At 63.6% G+C, this 18192-nt stretch carries 17 protein-coding genes; 9 read left to right on the top strand and 8 right to left on the bottom strand.

Annotated features, from left to right (window positions below; all coding sequences use genetic code 11):
* Positions 1-170: 170 nt before the first annotated feature.
* Entirely contained in the window at positions 171-785 is a 615-nt protein-coding gene (locus tag J2X62_RS06220) for a hypothetical protein (protein WP_139278401.1), read from the bottom strand.
* Positions 786-1287: 502 nt separating this feature from the next.
* Between J2X62_RS06220 and J2X62_RS06215 the strand changes: the two genes are divergently transcribed.
* Positions 1288-2505, top strand: coding sequence for an IS110 family transposase (locus tag J2X62_RS06215; protein ID WP_057474334.1), 1218 nt, complete (start codon positions 1288-1290; stop codon positions 2503-2505).
* A gap of 113 nt (positions 2506-2618) precedes the next feature.
* Here the strand turns inward: J2X62_RS06215 and J2X62_RS06210 are convergent, their stop codons facing one another.
* From J2X62_RS06210 to J2X62_RS06200, 3 genes are all read right to left on the bottom strand, one after another.
* The gene (locus tag J2X62_RS06210) at positions 2619-3725 is read right to left on the bottom strand and encodes a YdcF family protein (protein WP_310178690.1); all 1107 of its coding nucleotides are present in this window, start codon (positions 3723-3725) and stop codon (positions 2619-2621) included.
* Between the two features lie 187 nt (positions 3726-3912).
* Entirely contained in the window at positions 3913-4557 is a 645-nt protein-coding gene (locus J2X62_RS06205; RefSeq protein WP_204847390.1) for a response regulator transcription factor, read from the bottom strand.
* On the bottom strand, positions 4554-5771 hold the full coding sequence (locus J2X62_RS06200; RefSeq protein WP_052053516.1) for a sensor histidine kinase: 1218 nt from the start codon (positions 5769-5771) through the stop codon (positions 4554-4556). Before J2X62_RS06200 ends, J2X62_RS06205 begins: the two co-directional genes overlap by 4 nt.
* Before the next feature lie 230 nt (positions 5772-6001).
* Here J2X62_RS06200 and J2X62_RS06195 point away from each other — a divergent pair, with 230 nt between their 5' ends.
* From J2X62_RS06195 to J2X62_RS06175, 5 genes are all read left to right on the top strand, one after another.
* Positions 6002-6307, top strand: coding sequence for a PLD nuclease N-terminal domain-containing protein (locus tag J2X62_RS06195; protein WP_080735694.1), 306 nt, complete (start codon positions 6002-6004; stop codon positions 6305-6307).
* Complete coding sequence (locus J2X62_RS06190; RefSeq protein ID WP_310178681.1) at positions 6304-7644, top strand: alpha/beta fold hydrolase; 1341 nt, start codon at positions 6304-6306, stop codon at positions 7642-7644. The genes J2X62_RS06195 and J2X62_RS06190 overlap by 4 nt, the downstream gene beginning before the upstream one ends.
* Before the next feature lie 122 nt (positions 7645-7766).
* Positions 7767-8354, top strand: a complete 588-nt coding sequence (locus J2X62_RS06185) for a hypothetical protein (protein WP_310178679.1) — start codon at positions 7767-7769, stop codon at positions 8352-8354.
* A gap of 44 nt (positions 8355-8398) precedes the next feature.
* On the top strand, positions 8399-8533 hold the full coding sequence (locus J2X62_RS06180; RefSeq protein ID WP_310178676.1) for a hypothetical protein: 135 nt from the start codon (positions 8399-8401) through the stop codon (positions 8531-8533).
* A gap of 733 nt (positions 8534-9266) precedes the next feature.
* Entirely contained in the window at positions 9267-10490 is a 1224-nt protein-coding gene (locus J2X62_RS06175) for an IS110 family transposase (RefSeq protein WP_310178673.1), read from the top strand.
* 146 nt (positions 10491-10636) lie between these two features.
* Here the strand turns inward: J2X62_RS06175 and J2X62_RS06170 are convergent, their stop codons facing one another.
* On the bottom strand, positions 10637-11302 hold the full coding sequence (locus tag J2X62_RS06170) for an epimerase (protein WP_032392175.1): 666 nt from the start codon (positions 11300-11302) through the stop codon (positions 10637-10639).
* 99 nt (positions 11303-11401) lie between these two features.
* Positions 11402-11701 carry a putative quinol monooxygenase gene (locus J2X62_RS06165; protein ID WP_032406119.1) on the bottom strand — a complete coding sequence of 100 codons (300 nt, stop codon included), beginning with the start codon at positions 11699-11701 and terminating at the stop codon, positions 11402-11404.
* A gap of 173 nt (positions 11702-11874) precedes the next feature.
* Between J2X62_RS06165 and J2X62_RS06160 the strand changes: the two genes are divergently transcribed.
* Positions 11875-12783 (top strand): AraC family transcriptional regulator, encoded by a 909-nt coding sequence (locus J2X62_RS06160; protein WP_306902056.1) that lies wholly within the window; start codon positions 11875-11877, stop codon positions 12781-12783.
* Between the two features lie 749 nt (positions 12784-13532).
* Positions 13533-14579 (top strand): tryptophan--tRNA ligase, encoded by a 1047-nt coding sequence (gene trpS / locus J2X62_RS06155; RefSeq protein WP_310178658.1) that lies wholly within the window; start codon positions 13533-13535, stop codon positions 14577-14579.
* A gap of 112 nt (positions 14580-14691) precedes the next feature.
* Here trpS and J2X62_RS06150 read toward each other — a convergent pair whose 3' ends face one another.
* Entirely contained in the window at positions 14692-15063 is a 372-nt protein-coding gene (locus J2X62_RS06150) for a VOC family protein (RefSeq protein ID WP_032374932.1), read from the bottom strand.
* Positions 15064-15620: 557 nt separating this feature from the next.
* Here J2X62_RS06150 and J2X62_RS06145 point away from each other — a divergent pair.
* On the top strand, positions 15621-17045 hold the full coding sequence (locus J2X62_RS06145) for an MFS transporter (RefSeq protein WP_310178653.1): 1425 nt from the start codon (positions 15621-15623) through the stop codon (positions 17043-17045).
* 114 nt (positions 17046-17159) lie between these two features.
* Here J2X62_RS06145 and J2X62_RS06140 read toward each other — a convergent pair whose 3' ends face one another.
* Positions 17160-18188, bottom strand: coding sequence for a hypothetical protein (locus J2X62_RS06140; RefSeq protein WP_310178651.1), 1029 nt, complete (start codon positions 18186-18188; stop codon positions 17160-17162).
* Between the last annotated feature and the right edge of the window lie 4 nt (positions 18189-18192).

The raw sequence follows: 18192 nt of genomic DNA, 5'->3' as shown, positions 1-18192 counted from the left end.
TCCATGGCACTGTGCTGTGCGAATTCATGAACGCTGACCACTGCCATGGAAGGCACCGCAGGCAATGCCCGGACGATCGCCTTGGCCGAACTCCTGCATCGAACCGTATACCTGACTATCCATTCGAAATCGACCAGAACAGAACAGATCTCATCCACGACAGGTGATCGTTACCGAAGTAGTCGACGCACGAGCAGAACAGAACCGCCGGCGACGACAATCACCATTGCGACCACACCCAGAAGAATCGTCCCCGCCCCGTCGTCACCCGTGCTGCCGTCGTCGACCATGTCACCTTCGATCGCCAACGGTGTCTCACTACCGGTAGGCGCGGCAGTGGAACTCGTCGACGTCGTCGGCCATTGGTCGGCGAATGCTGGACTCAGCTCGTCGAGAGCTGCTGTCGGGCTGCACGCACCGTCCGCGTAGGAAGCCAAACGAGTGAGATCGCCGCTCCCGGAGTCCTCGCCCGACGCGAACGGAGCGAGGAAGTATCGTTTGCCGATATCGAAAGTGCGTGCATTCGAATTGTCCTGAGGTGCAGCAACCTTCACAATCTCGTTAGCTTCTACACCCTTGATGCCAGTGTCGATGGCGAACGTGTACACGGCCACCGGAAGTCCACCCGACGGAGGGCGAGGGGTCGTCTCCACAGCAGTCGGAGTCGCTATCGCAGCTATCGCAGCTCGATCGCGGGCGAAGGTCACCCGTTCTGTTTCCGATCCGAATCCCACACAGTCCGCAGAGGCTGTGGGTGCAACCAGGACACCGAGCGACACTGTCATCAGCACAGTCAACACCGCTCGGCAAACCCTTCGGTGGGTCGGGAAACACCGCATCGGTTACTCCTTCATGAGGGATCGACCGTCACGCTTTTCTCACCGACGTAAACCCAACGATTTGTTCCAGGATGGCAAGTAAACCCTGGTGCAATCCCTGGCACAAGTAAACGAGCAACACAATTTTCCAAAAGCCGGATCCCCGCTTCCTGCCGAGGATGATGCTCGACGCTACCGCGACACCGAGCCTGGCCGATCTCAGTCTCTCCCGCACAATCACCTTTACGTTGGAGGAGCCTGAGGTAAACCACTTCAGGCGCTCGTCGGCGGTCCGGGGCGTGGCTCGACAATCACCTGCTGCCCCGGTGGCTTCGCGTGGAAGGCCACCCCGGACCGTGACGGGTCGTTTCGGCCGCTGATTGAGATGTGTTCGCGAACTATGTCGCTGTGTAAAGGTGTGCCGGCGAAACAGCCCTGACGAGCCCCACGTGTCCGAAAGGGAGTGCATATGGTCGAAAAGGTCTGGGTTGGAATCGATGTCGGCCGCAAAGCACATCACGCCGCCGCAGTCGACGACAGCGGCGCTGTGCTGTGGTCACGCCGCATTCGCAACGACCAAGCAGAAATCGAGACACTGCTCGACCGAGTCGCAGACGTCGAGTCGGTGGTCTGGGCGATCGACATGACCGCGCCCGAGTCGGCCTTGCTCCGTGGAGTGCTGCACTCGCACCATCAGCAGGTGCGCTACGTCCCCGGCAGGGTCGTCCACAGTATGACCGGCGCTTTTGCCGGTGAAGGCAAGACCGACGCACGCGATGCAGTGGTCATCGCACAGACCGCACGTCTGCGCACCGACCTCGCCCCGGTTTCAATACCCGACGATGTCGCGATCGAGCTCGAGCTCCTGGCCGGCCACCGCACCGAGCTCGTAGCCGAACGCACCCGCGGCATCAATCGACTGCGTGTCCTGTTGACCCGGATTTTCCCTGGTCTGGAGCGGTGTTTCGACTACTCGACCCTCACCGGTTTGGCGTTCGTCACGAAATTCGTCACGCCGTCGTCGATCACCGCGGCCTCCGACAAAGAGATCTACGATCACTTGCGCGGCCACGGGGTCCGGCGACCCACCATTCCTAAGATGATCGGTGCAGCCCGCACTGCAGCGGTGGCGCAGCGCATTGCACTGGCCGGTGAAGCAACCACCGCAGCGTTGGTCCAGCAGGCAGCCAGTTCGCTGATCCTGCTCACCCGGCAGATCACCGATCTGGACAAACAGATCGCTGAGGTCTTCAGTCGACACCGGTACGCACGCATTCTCGAATCCGTACCCGGCATAGGAACCCGAAGCGGTGCCGAACTCATCGCGATCACCGGCGGTGACCTCGCCTCGTTCGGCTCAGCCGCCAAACTCGCCGCCTACGCCGGTCTCGCGCCGGTGCCGCACGACTCAGGGAACCGTCACGGCACATTGCGCAGACCGCAGCGCTACCACCGTGGCCTCCGGAAAGTGTTCTACATGGCTGCGCTGAACAGCTCCCAACGCGACGGCCCATCACGAGAGTTCTACCAACGCAAACGGACTGAGAAACGATCAGCCGTCCATGCCTTGATCGCGCTCGCTCGCCGCCTCGTCGACGTCGTGTGGGCGTTGATCCGCGATGATCGCGAGTGGACCCGTACCGTTCCCAGTCGTGGGGACACCCGCTCTGCACCGGTAGCCGCATGAGCTGGTGTCGTCAGGCATTCAGCCAGCTGGCCACGTTGCTTCGTTACGCCAGCAATGGAGGTCGGGCACGTCAGAGCATCGGACGGCGGGGGGGCTGGTGGGCAATCGGGCCTTCAGACGGACTGGTCGGCGAGGACACCGCTCATGAGCGTCAGCGCGTACCACGACAGTGCCAGCCAGCAGACCATCACTGCCAGCGACGCCAGGGTCGTGCCTCGACGGAAGTGGACGACGGTCGCGGCGAACTCGCGAAGAAACGCGCTGGGTAGGTAGTAGGCAGCAGTGGGAGCGCCGACAGGTACCGAGGGGATCTCGAGCATTCGCGCGAGCGATACAGCCCGGAGCACATGGAAGTTGCTGGTTGCGATCGCCATCGTCGTCCACGGGATGTTGTTTTCGGCGAGAAGGGCAACCGTGTATTCCAGATTTTCTCTGGTGGTGGTCGATGATGATTCTTCGATGATTCGGTCGGAGGGCAGCCCCTTGTCCTCGAGGTACTCCGCCATCGCCGCAGCCTCGGATCTGCTCTCGTCTGAGCCTTTTCCTCCCGAGACCACGATGGTGGCGTCCGATCCAGCTTCACGGCAGCGCTCGAAAGCAGCGATACCAGCATCCAATCGGGACGCCAAGAGTGGCGTCACCTGGTCCCCGGACAAGCCGGAGCCCAGGACCACGATCACGTCGGCGGTACCCCCTCCTCTGACCCGGGAGTAGAACAGCGCGTATCCCGTGTAGGCCACGAGCTCGAAGAGAAGAACCAGTCCCGGAGCCGCCACGATCGGAAGGAGCACGACCACCCACCACCCCTGGGGGGTGTCACTTGCGACCAACGCGACGAACTGAAGAACCCACGAAATGTGCATGGCGACTATGAGGGCACCGATTCCGAAAGGAACCAGGGTTGCGAGATGTAGACGTTCCCGGCGGGTGACCACGATGGTGTTCACCATCAGGAACGCCGCCAGCACGAGGGAGAGTACGACCACTCCGAGCACGGGGTAGAGCACCGCCGCAATCAACCACGTCGGCACATCAGCGGATTCGATGCTCAAGCATGCGATCACCGCCGTCAACCACAGCAGAAGACCCGCTGCCGTGATCCAGATGCCGTTCGACGGACGTCGGGCATCACGCCACACTCTGGCCACTCCGACAACAGCGCACAGAACCGACAACACCAACACCATCGCTGTCGGGTAAACGAGCCAGTTCGTCTGCATGCGTCAGTTCCTCGGTCTCGGGTTTCATCGAACAGCAACGACAGTCGCCAATAGCGTTGTCGCGCATGCTCGCGGAGTACGGGCGGGCGTAGCGAATTATGCGGCGAGACAATGGTCTGCCGAGCTCGGCGTAGTCGTTCTCGACTTGACGTCGGTCGTCCCTGAGGGGTTTTGCCGATTCTCGGAGTCAGAGAAGGTTGGTGCGGTAGACGTAGATCGCGAGTTGGATGCGGTCTCGCAGATCGAGTTTGGCGAGCAGTTTCGATACGTGTGTCTTGACGGTGGCTTCGGAGATGAACAGATCGCGACTGATCTCGGAGTTGGACTTGCCCTGCGCGATCTCGATCAGGACGTCACGCTCACGTTCGGTGAGAGCGTCGTATTCCGGTCCGGGCCGGGTCAAGGCGCGGGTTCGGTGTTGGGCGAACAGGCGGCGAGTCGCCGACGCGGAGACCACCTGTGAGCCGGTATAGACCGCACGAACTGCCGAGAGGAGAAATTCGGTCTCGGCGTCCTTCAGGATGAACCCGTCGGCACCGGCTTCGATCGCCGACAGGGCTGCCTCTTCGATGTCGAAAGTCGTCAGTACCAGTACCGCAGGGCCGTCAGGTCCCAGTTCGCGTCGCAGGGCGGAGGTCGCGGCGATGCCGTCGACGACGGGCATTCGCACATCCATCACCACCACGTCGGGGGAGTGTTCTCGCGCCATGTCGGTCACCGTTGACCCGTCGGAGAGCTCCGCGACGACGGTCATGTCGGGTTGACTGTCGACGACCATGGCGATGCCGTTGCGAAAGAGAGTTTGATCGTCGACGAGCGCTACCCGGATCATCGTTCACCCTCGGAGTCGTCGTGAAAGCTGCGGTCGATCGGGAAGCGGGCATCGAGTTCCCAACCACCCGGTACGGCACCGACGGTGACCGTGCCGCGCACCAGGGCGATGCGTTCGGTGATGTTGGCCAGACCCATGCCCGTTCCGTCGCTGACCGCTGCGGCGCTCGATGCGGTGGGAGGTGAGGCGGCGACGGCGTTGTGTACCGTCAACCGCGCTGTGGCGCTCCAGGTTTCGGTGACGTGCACCGGGCGCGTCAGGTCGCCGTATTTGAGAGCGTTGGTCAGTGCCTCGGCCAGCACCCGGTACATGGTGATCGACACGAGGGCGGACATGTCGCCGGGTTCCCCGGTGCATGTGTGCTCCACGTTCATTCCGGCTGCTCGAATCTGGGTGATGAGGAAGTCACGGCTCTCGCGGTAGCTGCGTCCGTCGGTGGGAATGTTGCGGTGTCGCAGCCGCTCGAGAAAGGTGCGTACGTCGGTCAGAGACGCGCGGCCGGTCTGGGCGATGACCTCCAGTGCGCGGCGGGCGGCGTCCGGTGAGCTGTCGAATGAGTACTTCGCGCCTTCTGCCTGGGCGATGACGACGGTCAGGGAATGGGCGACGACGTCGTGGATGTCGCGGGCGATGCTGTTGCGTTCCTCCTCCACACCCAGGCGTTCGACGGCTCGTTTGCGGTCCGCGTCGAGTTGGCGTGCACGAAACTCCGACGCCACTGCGGCGCGACGCTGGAACCCGACATACCCGAACGCCCACACCACCAGCGCCGGTGCCGCAAGCAACACCACGCACGCAACGAGGATCTCGCCCTCGGAGCTTTGTCCCAGCGCTGTTCCTGGGGCCACCGCGTCGGTCAGCCGCCATCCGGCGGCGAAGCACAATGCCACGACGACGACGCCGGACCCCCACCTGAGCGCACCGCGGGGATCAGAGGCGCAGTAATAGATCGACGCAGCAAAGGCGATCCAGGTCAACAGCAGCACCTCACCGGAGACGATCTGGGTGAGAGCCGATGCCACGATCAGAGGCAGCGCAACAGTTGGGAGGTGAGTGCGCAGGGCTGCCGCGCCCGCCGCGATGGACCCGGCGACCAGAGCCGCGACCGTGGTGGCCTCGAGCAGTAAGGCGATCACACATACGGCGGCGACCGCACAGTCGGCGTAGGCGGTTCGCCGCGAAGCACTCGGAAGGCGGAGCGGGTCGCGGATCATGTCTTCACTGTTACACCACAGCAGGTGCATCAGTCGATGCTGCGCCGGGCAATATCGGTCGTACGGACGAGCCGATCGGCCTGACATACATCCCGGGGATGGGGTGTGTCGCGTCTGCGACGCCGTGAGGAGGAGGCGAATCTCGCGCGACGGGTTGATTTCAACTCTGTTGTTGCGCAATAAAATCGAGATTCGACAGTTGATATTTGCCTACTTCGAGGATCGAGCCCATGCTTCGTTCGTACCTGCACAACACCGTTGTCGCCGCCACCGAGAGCGTCGACACCGACAGGGCGGCCACCGTCGGTGTGGTGATCGTTCTGCTCGTTCTCGCTGCCGCTGCCGCGATTCTCTGGATCGCCGCTGCGGTGAGCATTCTGCGTTCGCAGCGCTACACCACAGCCGGGAAGGCTCTGTGGATTCTCGTCATCATCGCTCTACCGCTCCTCGGAGCTCTGGGCTGGTTCTTCTGGGGCCGTAACTCAGCGTTGACGGTCCTCGACAGCGATGCCGCGCACCGGGACGGCCAGCGATGAGGAAGCGAGGAGCCATGGTGTCCGCTGCCCTCGCCGTCACTGTGATGACAGCGTCGTCCTGCAGCGTCACCGACTCCGACACTGCGACCGCTATCGAGACCTTTACCTCGGAAGCGGTGACATGGGGCAACTGTGAGTCCGCATTCGCGACGACGTATCCCGACGCCATCGCAGTCGATCGCCTCGAGTGCGCCTCGGTGAGTGTGCCTGCCGATTACAGCGATCTCGGTGGCCCCTCGATCGAGCTCGCGATCAGCCGTCTGCCTGCCGCGTCGGAACACAGCCGCGGAACGCTGTTCGTGAACCCCGGAGGTCCGGGGATAGAAGGTCGATCCATGCCCGCCCTCATCGGCGACACCGCCGGAATGAGCGAGTGGGACATCATCGGTGTCGATGTTCGCGGCACCGGGGCAAGTCCCCGGCCCTCATGCACCGCCCTCGATGCCCTCACTCCACCGGACAGTGCACCCGAACAGGCTTCGGAGAAGGTCCTCGCGGACCGAGCCCGGGCGTACATCGACGTGATCGCCGCCGCCAACCGGGCATGCGCCGATATCGACGGGCCTATGCTGTCCACCTTCACCGTTGCCACCGCTGCCGCCGATCTCGAGCAGGTCAGATCAGCGCTCGGCGTTCCGAGGATCAGTTACTTCGGCGTGTCCTGGGGCACCGCACTCGGACTGGCCTACCGGACACTGTTCCCCGAACACCTCGCCACCATGGTCCTCGACAGCACCGTCTACCTCGGCGCATCTGCAGCAGAGCAGGACCGCGACCTCGCGGCAGCCCTCGCGGTCGAGCGTGATGCAGAACCCGTCGGCGGCGACCCATCCGAACAGGTCGATAGCGACGATGGTGATGCGGCACCAGACACCGAACCCTCGGCGCTGCCGGTGCCGACGGATCCGTTGAACCAGCTCACGCTCTCGACGCGCACCGCGTACATCTGCAACGCGCTCGATGCACTCCCACCCGCAGACGTGCAGTGGTCCGACCACGTCTCCGCTACGCGCGCCGTCGGACTCTCGATCGACGGCAGGCTTCCCACTCCGGCCAATTCCGAGCTACCCGGTGCCAGTCTGTGCTCGGGATGGCCGACACCCGGATCTCCGTTCGCGGTCTCCGATACCGGCACCCCGCTCCTGCTGGTCGGCCACCGAGACGAAACCGTCACCCCCTACCGCTGGACCACAGTCGCCGCCGAGCGCGCCGGCGCGACCGTCATGACCGCCGACGACGGAAATCACGGATCAGCACTGTTCGGTCCGTGCTCCGCCGCCATCGTCGCCTTCCTCGACAGTGCCCGCACCCCCGCTGCCACCTGCCCGACTCAGTAACGACTCGCCCCTCCAAGCCCCGCCACAACGGTGGAGCTCTGATCCGCCACGTTCGGTGACCGAGCGTGGCGGATCATCACCGCACCGGCATTACCGGCCGATCCCGATAGGAGATCCAACCTATGACCGACACAGAACCGTCGAAGATCGGCATCACATCATCTGTCGGACAGTCAGATTCGGCGCGCACCCGCCGGGCTCTGCTCACTGCAGCGGCAGATCTGATCAACATCGACGGCACGGTGACCATCACCGGCCTCACCACGGGAACGAGCCTCACCCGCGGAGCCGTCTACGTTCACTTCGACTCCAAAACCGAACTGATACTCGGCGTTATCGACGCTGCCGATGAACAACTGCGCGCCGCCTACGCCCCCGAAGCGGCGGTCGAACGCCACCGGGACGCTGCAGCGATCATGAAGGACTTTCTCGACCGGCTCGCAGCGGACCGGATCCTGCGCGCAACATGCACGCTGTGGACAGACCGCGACTTCGCGCGCGCCGCACGCGCTGCCACACGAGAACCGTTGCGGCACCAGCTGATCGATGCTCTTGCTCGAACACACCGGTCGCCGTATCGCGACCCCACCACCATCGCTGATCTGCTCATCGCGGTGATCACAGCCCGCATCGCCACCGCAGGCGATGACATCAGCGAACCACGCGCCCGAGCTGTCACCGCCGCCCTCATCGACGAAGTCCTGCGCTGACCTACCGACCGCCATACTCATGCGCCGCCGAAAGGGCAGATCCCGTGTACACCGTGCTCGTACCCGCGTTCGTCGTCTCCGTCGCAGTGCTCGCCCTCGCCATCCCCGCCCTCATTGTCGTGGAGACCGTCCACGCCATCGCGACTGGCCGATCCGCCGTGGAGAATCCTCCGCCGTGAGCCGGCCGACTCCGGGCGCGCATAAGCATCCGAACACAGGCCGCGCAACAATCCCGACCACCGCCAGTTACCTCCAAGTCTTGCAGGAACTTCCATGGCGAACTCAGTGGATTCGGTACCGAGCTCAACGACGTCCAACGCTACGAGGGGTGAACGGGTGTTGATCACGGCCGCGGTAGCGGGCACGACAATGTTTCTGCTGAGTTCGGTGGCGCTGTCCGTCTTGATCGGAAAGTCGATTGCACGAGCCGATCGGATCGACGGTATCCAAGGCAGTGACCCGGTCCCCTGTCTCTGGTGCACAGGGTGCGGCCACGTTTCATTGACGTCGATAACACCCCAGCCCGGCTGGACTCACGGCGATGACGAGCGCTACTGCCCCGACTGCTCGGACACCAGATCTCGCACATGGGGCTACTCCTAGCTCCACGCGATGAGCCGCACGTCAGTGTCGACGGAATCGCGTCTAGCGATCCACCGCTGCTTGCATTCCCGCATTGAGATCCTCTCTAAAATCGTCCCCACCTGGAGGTGATCACTTCAGGTGCCCGACGACGTTCGAGGCGAGGCTGACAATCACCCGCCGTTGGTGTGGCTTTGGTGGGATGGCCACCTCGTCCGTCGCGGACACTCCGGCCGCTGATTGAGACACGTATCTGCGAAAGAGTCGCTACTTAGAGGAATGCCGGCGGAGCCGTCCACCCAGTCGGGGCACTTCGACGGAAGGGACTCTGTGACAGCACAACCGCAAGCGGTGTGGATCGGTATCGACATCGGTAAGACTCACCATCAGGCCGCGGCGATCGACAACACCGGCCGGCAACTGTGGTCGGTCCGCGTCCACAACGACCAACACAGCATCGAACGTCTCCTCGACAAGGCGCGCACGACTGACGGCTCACCCGTGATCCGGCGGGCGGTGGATCTGACATCACCCGAATCAGCTCTGCTTCTCGCTGTCCTCGTCGCAGCCGACCAGACGGTCACCTACGTGCCTGGGCGAGTCGTCAACCGCATGACCGGTGCCTTCCCCGGTGAAGGCAAAACCGACGCCAAAGACGCCGTGGTCATCGCCGAAACGGCTCGCCTACGCCGCGACCTGACCACGATCACGACCCCGGACGACGTTGTCGCGGGACTCGGACTATTGACCGCCTACCGGGCGGATCTGATGGGGGAGTGGGTTTCCCGCATCAACCGACTCCGTGCACTTCTACTGCGGATCTTCCCTGAACTCGAGCGTGCCTTCGACTACACCACCCGCACCGGACTGGCCCTGCTCACTCGCTACTGCACTCCAGCCGCGATCCGCACCGCTGGCACCGACGAGATCGGTACCCATCTCCGCGAACTCGGTGTCCGACGGCCGACAATCCCCGGTATGGTCACCAAAGCGCTCGCCGCCGCCGAGGCGCAAACCGTTGCAGTACAAGCAGAATCGACCACCGAACAACTCGTCATTCGTCTCGCCGAGCAGCTGCTCGACCTAGACCACGAGATCAAAGCTCTCGACAAACAGATCGTCGAACGCTTCCGCAGTCACCACCAGGCCCACATCATCGAGAGCGTCCCCGGTATCGGCGCGCGCCTGGGAGCCGAGTTCCTTGCCATCACCGCGGGTGACCTCGCCGCATTCGGCACCGCCGCCAAGCTGGCCGCCTACGCAGGGCTTGCTCCCGTTCCCAACGATTCCGGAACCCGCACCGGAATCCTGCACCGTCCCAAGCGCTACCACCGACGACTACGACACGTCCTCTTCATGGCGGCCTTCAGCAGTGCGCAAAGAGAAGGACCGTCACGAGAGTTCTACCAACGTAAACGCGCCGAACACCAACGACACGTCCAGGCCACCATCGCACTCGCTCGCAGACTGGTCGACGTTCTCTGGGCATTACTGCGTGACCAACGTGAATGGCGGCCAAGTGGCCCGCTCGGGGTTGCATCTGTGGCTGCATAGATGCAACCGCGAGCGAGTGGGCACATTCGCAGGAGTGAGGACGAGTCGTCGCTAACCGAAAGGGACGATGGATCGGACTCCACCCGAATAGGTTTGCTGCTCGTATTCTGCGCCGCAGCCCGCCCATGCGGACTTTTAAGTGAGCGTCAGGAGGCCGCGAGTTGGTTGATGTGGGCCGTGGCCAACACATGACGGGGCATGCCGCCGCCTGCGGTTCGAATCATCGCGTGACCCAGTTGCAGGCTCGTGGTGACGTAGCGTGGGGCGATTCGCCGCAGCACGGGGTAGAGCGGGCCGAGCACCTTGTACAGCACGACGTACAACGCAGTCTTCGATGTTGTACCGGGCAGAGGGAGGACGAACGCGGGGCGGAACATGTATGCGCGTGGTGACAGTGCCAGCAGAGCGTTCTCCGTCTCGCCCTTGACGCGCGCCCACATCATGCGGGTCGTGCCGGTGCTGTCGGTGCCGACGCCGGAGACGTAGGTGAAGACGAGATCGGGATCGGTGGTCAGCAGTGCCCGGGCGGCGGCCAGGGGGAAGTCGTAGGAGACCCGGCGGTACTGCGTCTCACTCATCTTGAAGGCAGAGGTGCCCAGACAGTAGAAGCAGGCGTCGAACCCGACCAGATCGTTCTGAACGGTGGTGAAGTCGGCGAAGTCATCGTGGGGAAGTTCGCGGAGCTTGAGGTGGGCCCGACCGGTGGGTGTACGGCCTACGGCGAGAACATCGGTGACCTGCTCGTCACGCAGGCAGGCTTCCAGTACTCCTTGCCCGATCATGCCGGTGGCTCCGAAGATGACAATGCGCACAATGGATCCTTTTCCTACGGTCAGCGGTGGTGTCGGCTCGGTTGCTGTGGATGGTTTCGGGCATGGGAACCCGATGCCGGTGAGCCGGCGGATTCGAGCTCAGGCGTTGATCTCTTCGTAGAACTCGATCCTGAGAGGTGCGGCGAGTAGTTCGCCGAATTGCGCCATGACCTCGCCGCCGGTCTCGGCTCGCCATGCGGCATAGGCCTCTTGGTCGCGTTTGTCGTCCCATTGCTCGATCAGTGCGAATGCGGTGTCGTCGTCGGCGCTGCGCACCACCCGTACGCCGATGCAGCCGGGCCGTGAGCGGGTGGCGGCCAAGGTCTCGCGGTAGAAGTCGACGACATCGTGACTGCGGCCGGGTTTGGCTTGGGCGTGCAGGATGACAGTGAAGGCCATGGGGAACTCCGATTGTTCGGTGAGCTGGATGGATGACCGTCAGGCGCGCTGTGTGCCTGCCCGCCGCAGCTCGAATCGGCGAGAAGTGGGTCCTGTCCAGTCTGACGTCAAGACTTTGGATTGTGAATCATCGAGACGCCGCAATACCTTCGCCAGAGTCCTAGATTGTGTGTATGGATCTCATGTCCGATCTTCTCCGGATCTCCCACGCGCGATGCGTGCTGTCCGGCGGTATCTCCGGATCAGGTGCGTGGGCAGTACGGTCCCCGGCCCCGGGACGGATCAAAATTCTGGGGGTCATCCGCGGGTCCCTGTGGTTTCGGCTCGACTCCGAACCAGCAGACCTGAGGGTCGACGCGGGCGAGGTTCTGGTGGTGGACGGCCGCACGTCTTTCGACATGGGAAGCGATCTGCATGAATCGCCGGTACAGCTGCGGGAGAACGACCCGGTTCATCCGATCGATCGCGACGCCGACCACGTTTGCGTCACCGCGCACATCGAGTTGTTCGACGCCGCCGACGACTTCCTTCGAGACGCAATCCCACCCGTCCTGCATCTACACGGTCGAGCGCGCGAGGCGACGACTGCGGCCTGGGTCCTCGAGGAGCTCTTCGACGAATTCGCCCACGAACGCGCTGGTCGCACGGCTGCCTCGTCTCAGCTGACGCAGTTGCTGTTGGTGCAGGTTCTTCGGGCATGGGTGGCAGCGGCGGATGAGCTGCCATCAGGGTGGGTCCGTGCCGCCGCCGATGACCGGTTGCGTCCGGCATTGCAGCTCATGCACGCCGATGTGGGCAGAGATTGGCATATCTCCGAACTTGCTGCGGCGTGCGCGATGTCGCGGAGCAGCTTCGCCCACCGGTTCACCACGACCGCCGGCGTTCCTCCTCTCACCTATCTGTTCAGGTGGCGAATGCGCTTGGCCGAACGGTCGCTGGACGATGGATCGTCATCGGTAACCGAACTCGCAACGCAGCTCGGTTACCGGTCCGAGAGTGCTTTCAGTGTCGCGTTCAAACGTTGGTCCGGGCTCGCGCCGAGTCGATTCCGGCAACGCGACCCGCGATCGGACCTGTCCTGAGCCGGTCTCGATCCAAATGTCGTTGGCTGACAGGCGAAGCCACGACCTGCGACAGCGAAGGTCGTCGTCATGGCCGCGATCAGTGCCGCCCGGGGCGATGCTCACTCAGGCGAGTTCAACCGGCGCAGGACACCGGAATATGCATGGCACGCCTACACCGTCATCGCACTCGGCTGCAGACATGCGATGTCTAGGCGCGCCACGCGGCTCCTCACAGTTCGTCGGCGCCGCGTTCTGTGCGGATACGGCTCGATGCAGAGCCAATGAGTGCGCCGAGATCTGCCCAAATCATCGCGGCTGCTTTGACACTCGCGCCAAAACTCCGAGATTTGCTGCGACGCTAGTAGCTATCCATCGGCATTGGAGTTTCCCGGTGGCTGCAAGTTCCAGCGTGCCATCATCCATTTGCTTCCCGCATTGAGATCCGACCATCTTGACGGCCGGGAGGTGGCCACCCCACCGGCGTCGGCCAACGGTCTTACATCCCGCCTGCGGGCAGTGCCGGCCTCCCTACGGACGTACCCCGAATGGAACGCCGCGGCGCTCCACGCCGTCGACGCTGTGATCGATCTACTTCGGTCGAGCTTGCTAGCCTGTCGGGGTGATCGACACTCATCAGGCTTGGTGGTGGCTGCGCTAGCAGCCCGGTCGACCATGTCCTGCGGGCTGTATCTCAGCCCGCTGATCTTTCGTACGGACCAGACGCGCGGCTGATGCAGCCCGCTCCGTTCGTGCAGAGAGGTCTTCGAATGAGCACCCACACCTACATCTCCAGTGTCGAGCGCAGCAACGTGCTCGCCACGAATGTCGCGGCCGATCCGGGCCGGTATCGCACGTTGACCGGGGAAAGGCCCACCGGGCCACTGCATCTCGGGCACCTGTTCGGGACGATCCGAGAACGCGTGCGACTGCAAGATCTCCGTGTCGAGACGATGATCGTCTTGGCCGACTACCAGGTGATTACGGACCGCGATGCAATCGGGCACGTGCGACGGCACGTGCACGACGCGGCCTTGGACAACATGGCGGCGGGGATCGATCCCGACAGGTCGACGATCTTCACACATTCGGCGGTACCCGCCCTCAATCAACTCGTGTTGCCGTTCCTGAGCTTGGTGACCGAGGCCGAACTTCACCGAAACCCGACGGTGAAAGCCGAATTGGCCGCCAGTGGCCGCGCCCTGGGCGGTCTGTTGCTGACGTATCCGGTGCACCAGGCGGCGGATATCTTGTTCTGCAAGGCCAACGTAGTCCCCGTCGGTAAGGACCAACTCCCTCACATCGAGATGGCGAGGGTCATCGCACGGCGCTTCAACGACCGATACGCCGCGGTGTTCGACGAACCACAAGCACTGCTGACCTCGAGTCCCGACGTTCCAGGCCTCGATGGGCGCAAGATGTCGAAAAGTTTCGGCAACGCGATCACGCTGTCGATGACACCGGACCAGACAGCTCAGGTGGTACGTCGAACGGCCACGGACTCTGAGCGACACATCTCCTATGATCCGCAGACGCGACCGGGAGTGTCAGCACTGCTCAACGTCGCGGGCCTGTGCACGGGCAGGGAACCGGACGCGATAGCTGCTGAAATCGGCTCCGCAGGGGCTGGCGCATTGAAAACCCTTGTGACCGAGGCGGTGAACTCGTACCTTGCAGAACATCGCCGTCGACGGGCAAAGCTCGCCGCCGACCCCGGCTACGTGCAGTCGGTAGTGCGCCAGGGAAACCAGCGCGCCAATGCGATTGCAGAGCAGACCCTGGACGAAGTCCGCACCGTCAAGGGTACCTACTACTGAGCGAGGCGCGCCGCTTTCCCCGCACAATCATCTCTGACATCGTCGCCCACCTAGAGGTGATCACTTTCAGCTTCCCGTCGGCGGGCCGAAGCGGCAATCACGCGATCCGCCGCTACTGGAGAGGCTGCCCGACGTCAATTCGATTCCCGTCCGGGTCGCAGAAAACGAAGCCACGAAGTCCGTAGTCGGCGTCGCGCAGACGTTTGACGATGCGCACCTGGTGTTCGACCAGGTGCTCGTAGAGGCCCACTGCGTCTTCGACCATCAGGTGCGCAACGTTGTAGGTTCCAGCTCGGTGTCCGCTCACCAAGGTCAGGTGCAGTTCGGCGGCATCTCGCCGGATGATGACGAATCCGGGCGGGCTGCCGTTGGTGAAGGTCACGGTCATGCCGAGCACGTCGCGATAGAACTCGATCGAGTGCTGTATGTCGGTGACGGGAATCGTGGCTGCGATGCGGCCGAAGCCCACGGTGGTTGCGCTCATTATCGATCTCCTTGCACAGAGTTCGGGCGGCGAGGCGGTGCTCGCATCAACCCTGTCTCTGGGCGCGGTGGCCCCTGCTCGAAGTGTATTCAACGGGAGCACTATTCGCGTCACCGACATCCACGTATTCGATTATCGGGCGTCTCCGCCCACCTTGTGCTCTCGCATTGAGACCCTTCACGTTGTAGGGGTCTGAGGTGCCCGCTTCAGGCGCTCGTCGGCGGTGGTTGAGTGACGGTACGGCAATCGAAGGCGAACGCGGGCGGTAAGTCCGTGGTCAGCCGAGCCGAGGCGAGCGGTCCGTGAAGATGGCATGTTCGGTTGCTGCTGACCCGATCGCCTGCTAATTTGACTGCACCGGAAGTAAAAGCGCTGGCTGTCAGCCGCGTTCGCACGCCGCTCCATCGAGCCGCCACTTCTCCCTTGACCGGAGAGGTGCCATGAGCCCGAAAAAAGAGCGAGCCACAAACAATACTGACGAGGCGCACATCCCCTCGCCGCGGCACCGTCCGCACACTTTGAAAGCCGCGGCGACAGCTCTAGCCGGCCTTTCGGCTGTGTTCCTGTTCGAGATGCTCGACAACTCCATCCTCAACGTTGCTCTTCCCACCATCGGGCGTGAACTCGACGCGTCGACCACCGCGCTCCAGTGGGTCACCGGTGCCTACGCGGTTGTATTCGGCGGACTGATGCTGCTGTTCAGCGCCATCGCAGACCAATTCGGCCGACGCCGTGTGATGCTGCTCGGACTGACGCTGCTGGCCGTCGCCAGCGCTGCCACCGTCCTCGTCACAACACCCGAGCAACTCGTCGCAGTCCGTGCCGTCATGGGTGTCGCTGCGGCGATGACCACCCCCGGTTCCATGGCGCTGGCCTTCCGACTCTTCGATGAGGAGTCGCTACGCGTGAGGGCGCTCACCCTCATCTCGACGGTTGGCCTGGTGGGGCTGGCGGTCGGGCCGACCGTTGGCGGATTCGTTCTGGCCTTCGCACCCTGGCAGGTTTTACTCTTGATGAACGTACCCATCGCGATCCTTGCATTCATCGGAATCCGCATGGGCGTAGCCGAAGACCTCCCCGAGGAGTTGCACCGCGACCCTCTCGACGTTGTGGGGGCACTCCTCGGCACGGCCACCATCGTCCTGGCGCTCGTAGCGCCGACCCTGTTCGTCGAACAGAGCGCAGGTTCGTGGATGCCATGGGCGTCAACTGCCGGTGCCGCGGCAGCGACAGTCCTCTTCGTCGTCCGCGCACGCACCGCTACGTTCCCGCTCCTGGACCTCAAGATCGTGGCCCTCCCCCTCGTGTCCAGCGGCCTCGCCTACAAAGCCGCTTCCGGTCTGGCAATCGCAGGCCTCGGCTACATGGTCACCCTTCAGCTGCAGTTCGCATGGGGCTGGTCGCCGGCTCTCGCATCGATAGGGATGCTCCCTCAGGTCATCGTGTTGCTCTTCAGCGGCCGACTCGTCGCACCATTCCTGCGCAGGGTGGGGATGAACCACGCAGCCTGGATCAGCGCGGCGGCGGTCGTTCTGGGCCTCGCCGTCTTCGCCGGGGGTAGCCGTTTCGGCTATATCTGGATCGCGCTCGCCCTCGTTCTCGTCGCCGTCGGGATGCGCATCGTGGGTGTCGTCGCAGGTACCAATGTCATGACCGGCCTTCCGGAGAATCGCACGACAATCGGTGCCGCCATGGTCGATACGTCGAGCCAGGTCGCCACCGGCATCGGGATCGCTGTCACCGGCACCATCCTTGCGGCGCTCTTCACGGGCAATATCTCGTCCACAACGTGGAGTGCCGACGAAGCGGCCTCGTTCCAAACCGGAGTCACCGTAGCGGGGTTCGCCATCGCCGCGGTAGCCGCTGCGCTCGTGTTGCTCGGCATGATCCGGGCGCGGTCAGATCGCGCCGCCGCCGTCGAAGCTCGAGTGCGACACCCGCTGCACCGATCCCGCCGGCCGATCGAGCAATTCACGAAGTAGGGATGATCCGACGCGACGCATGCAGAAAGGGTCGTCGCACAGAACGCTCCACTCGACGGTTCTGCAGCCGGGATTCCGCGACATAGGGCCCAGAGTGGAGCGAGAGTTGCAGCGCTACGATCCCCGCACCACGTCGAATGCCGGTTTGTGGGTGAAGTCTGCCCGCAGCAGTCCGAAGTTCTGTTCGGAGTCGGCGGGGTCGGTTCCGGAGTCACGCAGCGAGTGGACGAAGACCGGTCCGATGTAGGGCAGGGTCGACGCCTTGTTCAGGCTCGATCCGATAATGGCTGCTTGCGCGTCCTCGGACACGGCCATGGGGCCGTTGCCGGTGGGTGCGCCCAGCTCGGTGATCCAGATCTTCTTGCCCCCGTCACCGTTGGCGGCCATGGTGGCGTAGGCCTGATCCACCTGCGCCCATTGACCGTTGGGGTCGTTCTCGACGGTGAAGGGGAACGTGTAGGGATGCAGCGCAACAGCATCCATGAATCCGGCTGCCCCGGCGGCGTACATCTGCCGCAGGAACGTCACTGGGGCGACGGTCCACGACCCGAAGTCCATGGTGGTGGCAAGCCCGGCGCTGAGCACCGTCGCGTCGGAGTCGGCGTTGTGAATTGCAGGGTAGGCAGCACGCAGCAGGCCGGTGTAACGAGCGGCGTCGACAGGTGCGAAGAACGTGGGAATGTTCGGCTCGTTCCACACCTCGTAGCTGTCGACGCGATCGCCCAGATGGGCGGCTGCGGCACCGGCGAAGGCACCGAAGGTGTTGGGGTCGAGCGGAACTGCACCGGGCAGCGGCGACGCCACGCCGCCCTGAGCCCAACCGGGCGTACCGCCGAGGACGGCGAGCACCGAATAGCCCTGCGCTGTTGCAGCATTGATCACGCGATCGGTGTTGCCCCAATCGAACACCCCGGGTGCGGCTTCGATTGCCGCCCAGTTGACGACCACTCGCACCCACGAGGCACCGATCTCACGGCCGGCTCCGAACTCGTTGTTCAAGGTGGCGTCGTCGAGGCCGAGAAAGGGTGCACCGCTGGTGAACCCGAGACCCGCAGGCGGGGCGGCATGGGCGGCGGGAGCCGAGAGCCCTACGGCGACAACAGCGGCCGCGGCAACGGTCAGCACGCGGGAGCGAAAAGTCATGCGG

It is taken from the genome of Rhodococcus sp. 3258, from assembly GCF_031456475.1.
GTDB lineage: Bacteria > Actinomycetota > Actinomycetes > Mycobacteriales > Mycobacteriaceae > Rhodococcoides > Rhodococcoides fascians.
Note: the sequence above shows the minus strand (reverse complement) of the source record. Positions and strands in the feature narration are given on the sequence as shown.

Coding starts and splice junctions, on each gene's coding strand:
- J2X62_RS06220 (WP_139278401.1), bottom strand. CDS start 785: ATGACAGTGTCGCTCGGTGTCCTGGTTGCACCCACAGCCTCTGCGGAC.
- J2X62_RS06215 (WP_057474334.1), top strand. CDS start 1,288: ATGGTCGAAAAGGTCTGGGTTGGAATCGATGTCGGCCGCAAAGCACAT.
- J2X62_RS06210 (WP_310178690.1), bottom strand. CDS start 3,725: ATGCAGACGAACTGGCTCGTTTACCCGACAGCGATGGTGTTGGTGTTG.
- J2X62_RS06205 (WP_204847390.1), bottom strand. CDS start 4,557: ATGATCCGGGTAGCGCTCGTCGACGATCAAACTCTCTTTCGCAACGGC.
- J2X62_RS06200 (WP_052053516.1), bottom strand. CDS start 5,771: ATGATCCGCGACCCGCTCCGCCTTCCGAGTGCTTCGCGGCGAACCGCC.
- J2X62_RS06195 (WP_080735694.1), top strand. CDS start 6,002: ATGCTTCGTTCGTACCTGCACAACACCGTTGTCGCCGCCACCGAGAGC.
- J2X62_RS06190 (WP_310178681.1), top strand. CDS start 6,304: ATGAGGAAGCGAGGAGCCATGGTGTCCGCTGCCCTCGCCGTCACTGTG.
- J2X62_RS06185 (WP_310178679.1), top strand. CDS start 7,767: ATGACCGACACAGAACCGTCGAAGATCGGCATCACATCATCTGTCGGA.
- J2X62_RS06165 (WP_032406119.1), bottom strand. CDS start 11,701: ATGGCCTTCACTGTCATCCTGCACGCCCAAGCCAAACCCGGCCGCAGT.
- J2X62_RS06160 (WP_306902056.1), top strand. CDS start 11,875: ATGGATCTCATGTCCGATCTTCTCCGGATCTCCCACGCGCGATGCGTG.
- trpS (WP_310178658.1), top strand. CDS start 13,533: ATGAGCACCCACACCTACATCTCCAGTGTCGAGCGCAGCAACGTGCTC.
- J2X62_RS06150 (WP_032374932.1), bottom strand. CDS start 15,063: ATGAGCGCAACCACCGTGGGCTTCGGCCGCATCGCAGCCACGATTCCC.
- J2X62_RS06140 (WP_310178651.1), bottom strand. CDS start 18,188: ATGACTTTTCGCTCCCGCGTGCTGACCGTTGCCGCGGCCGCTGTTGTC.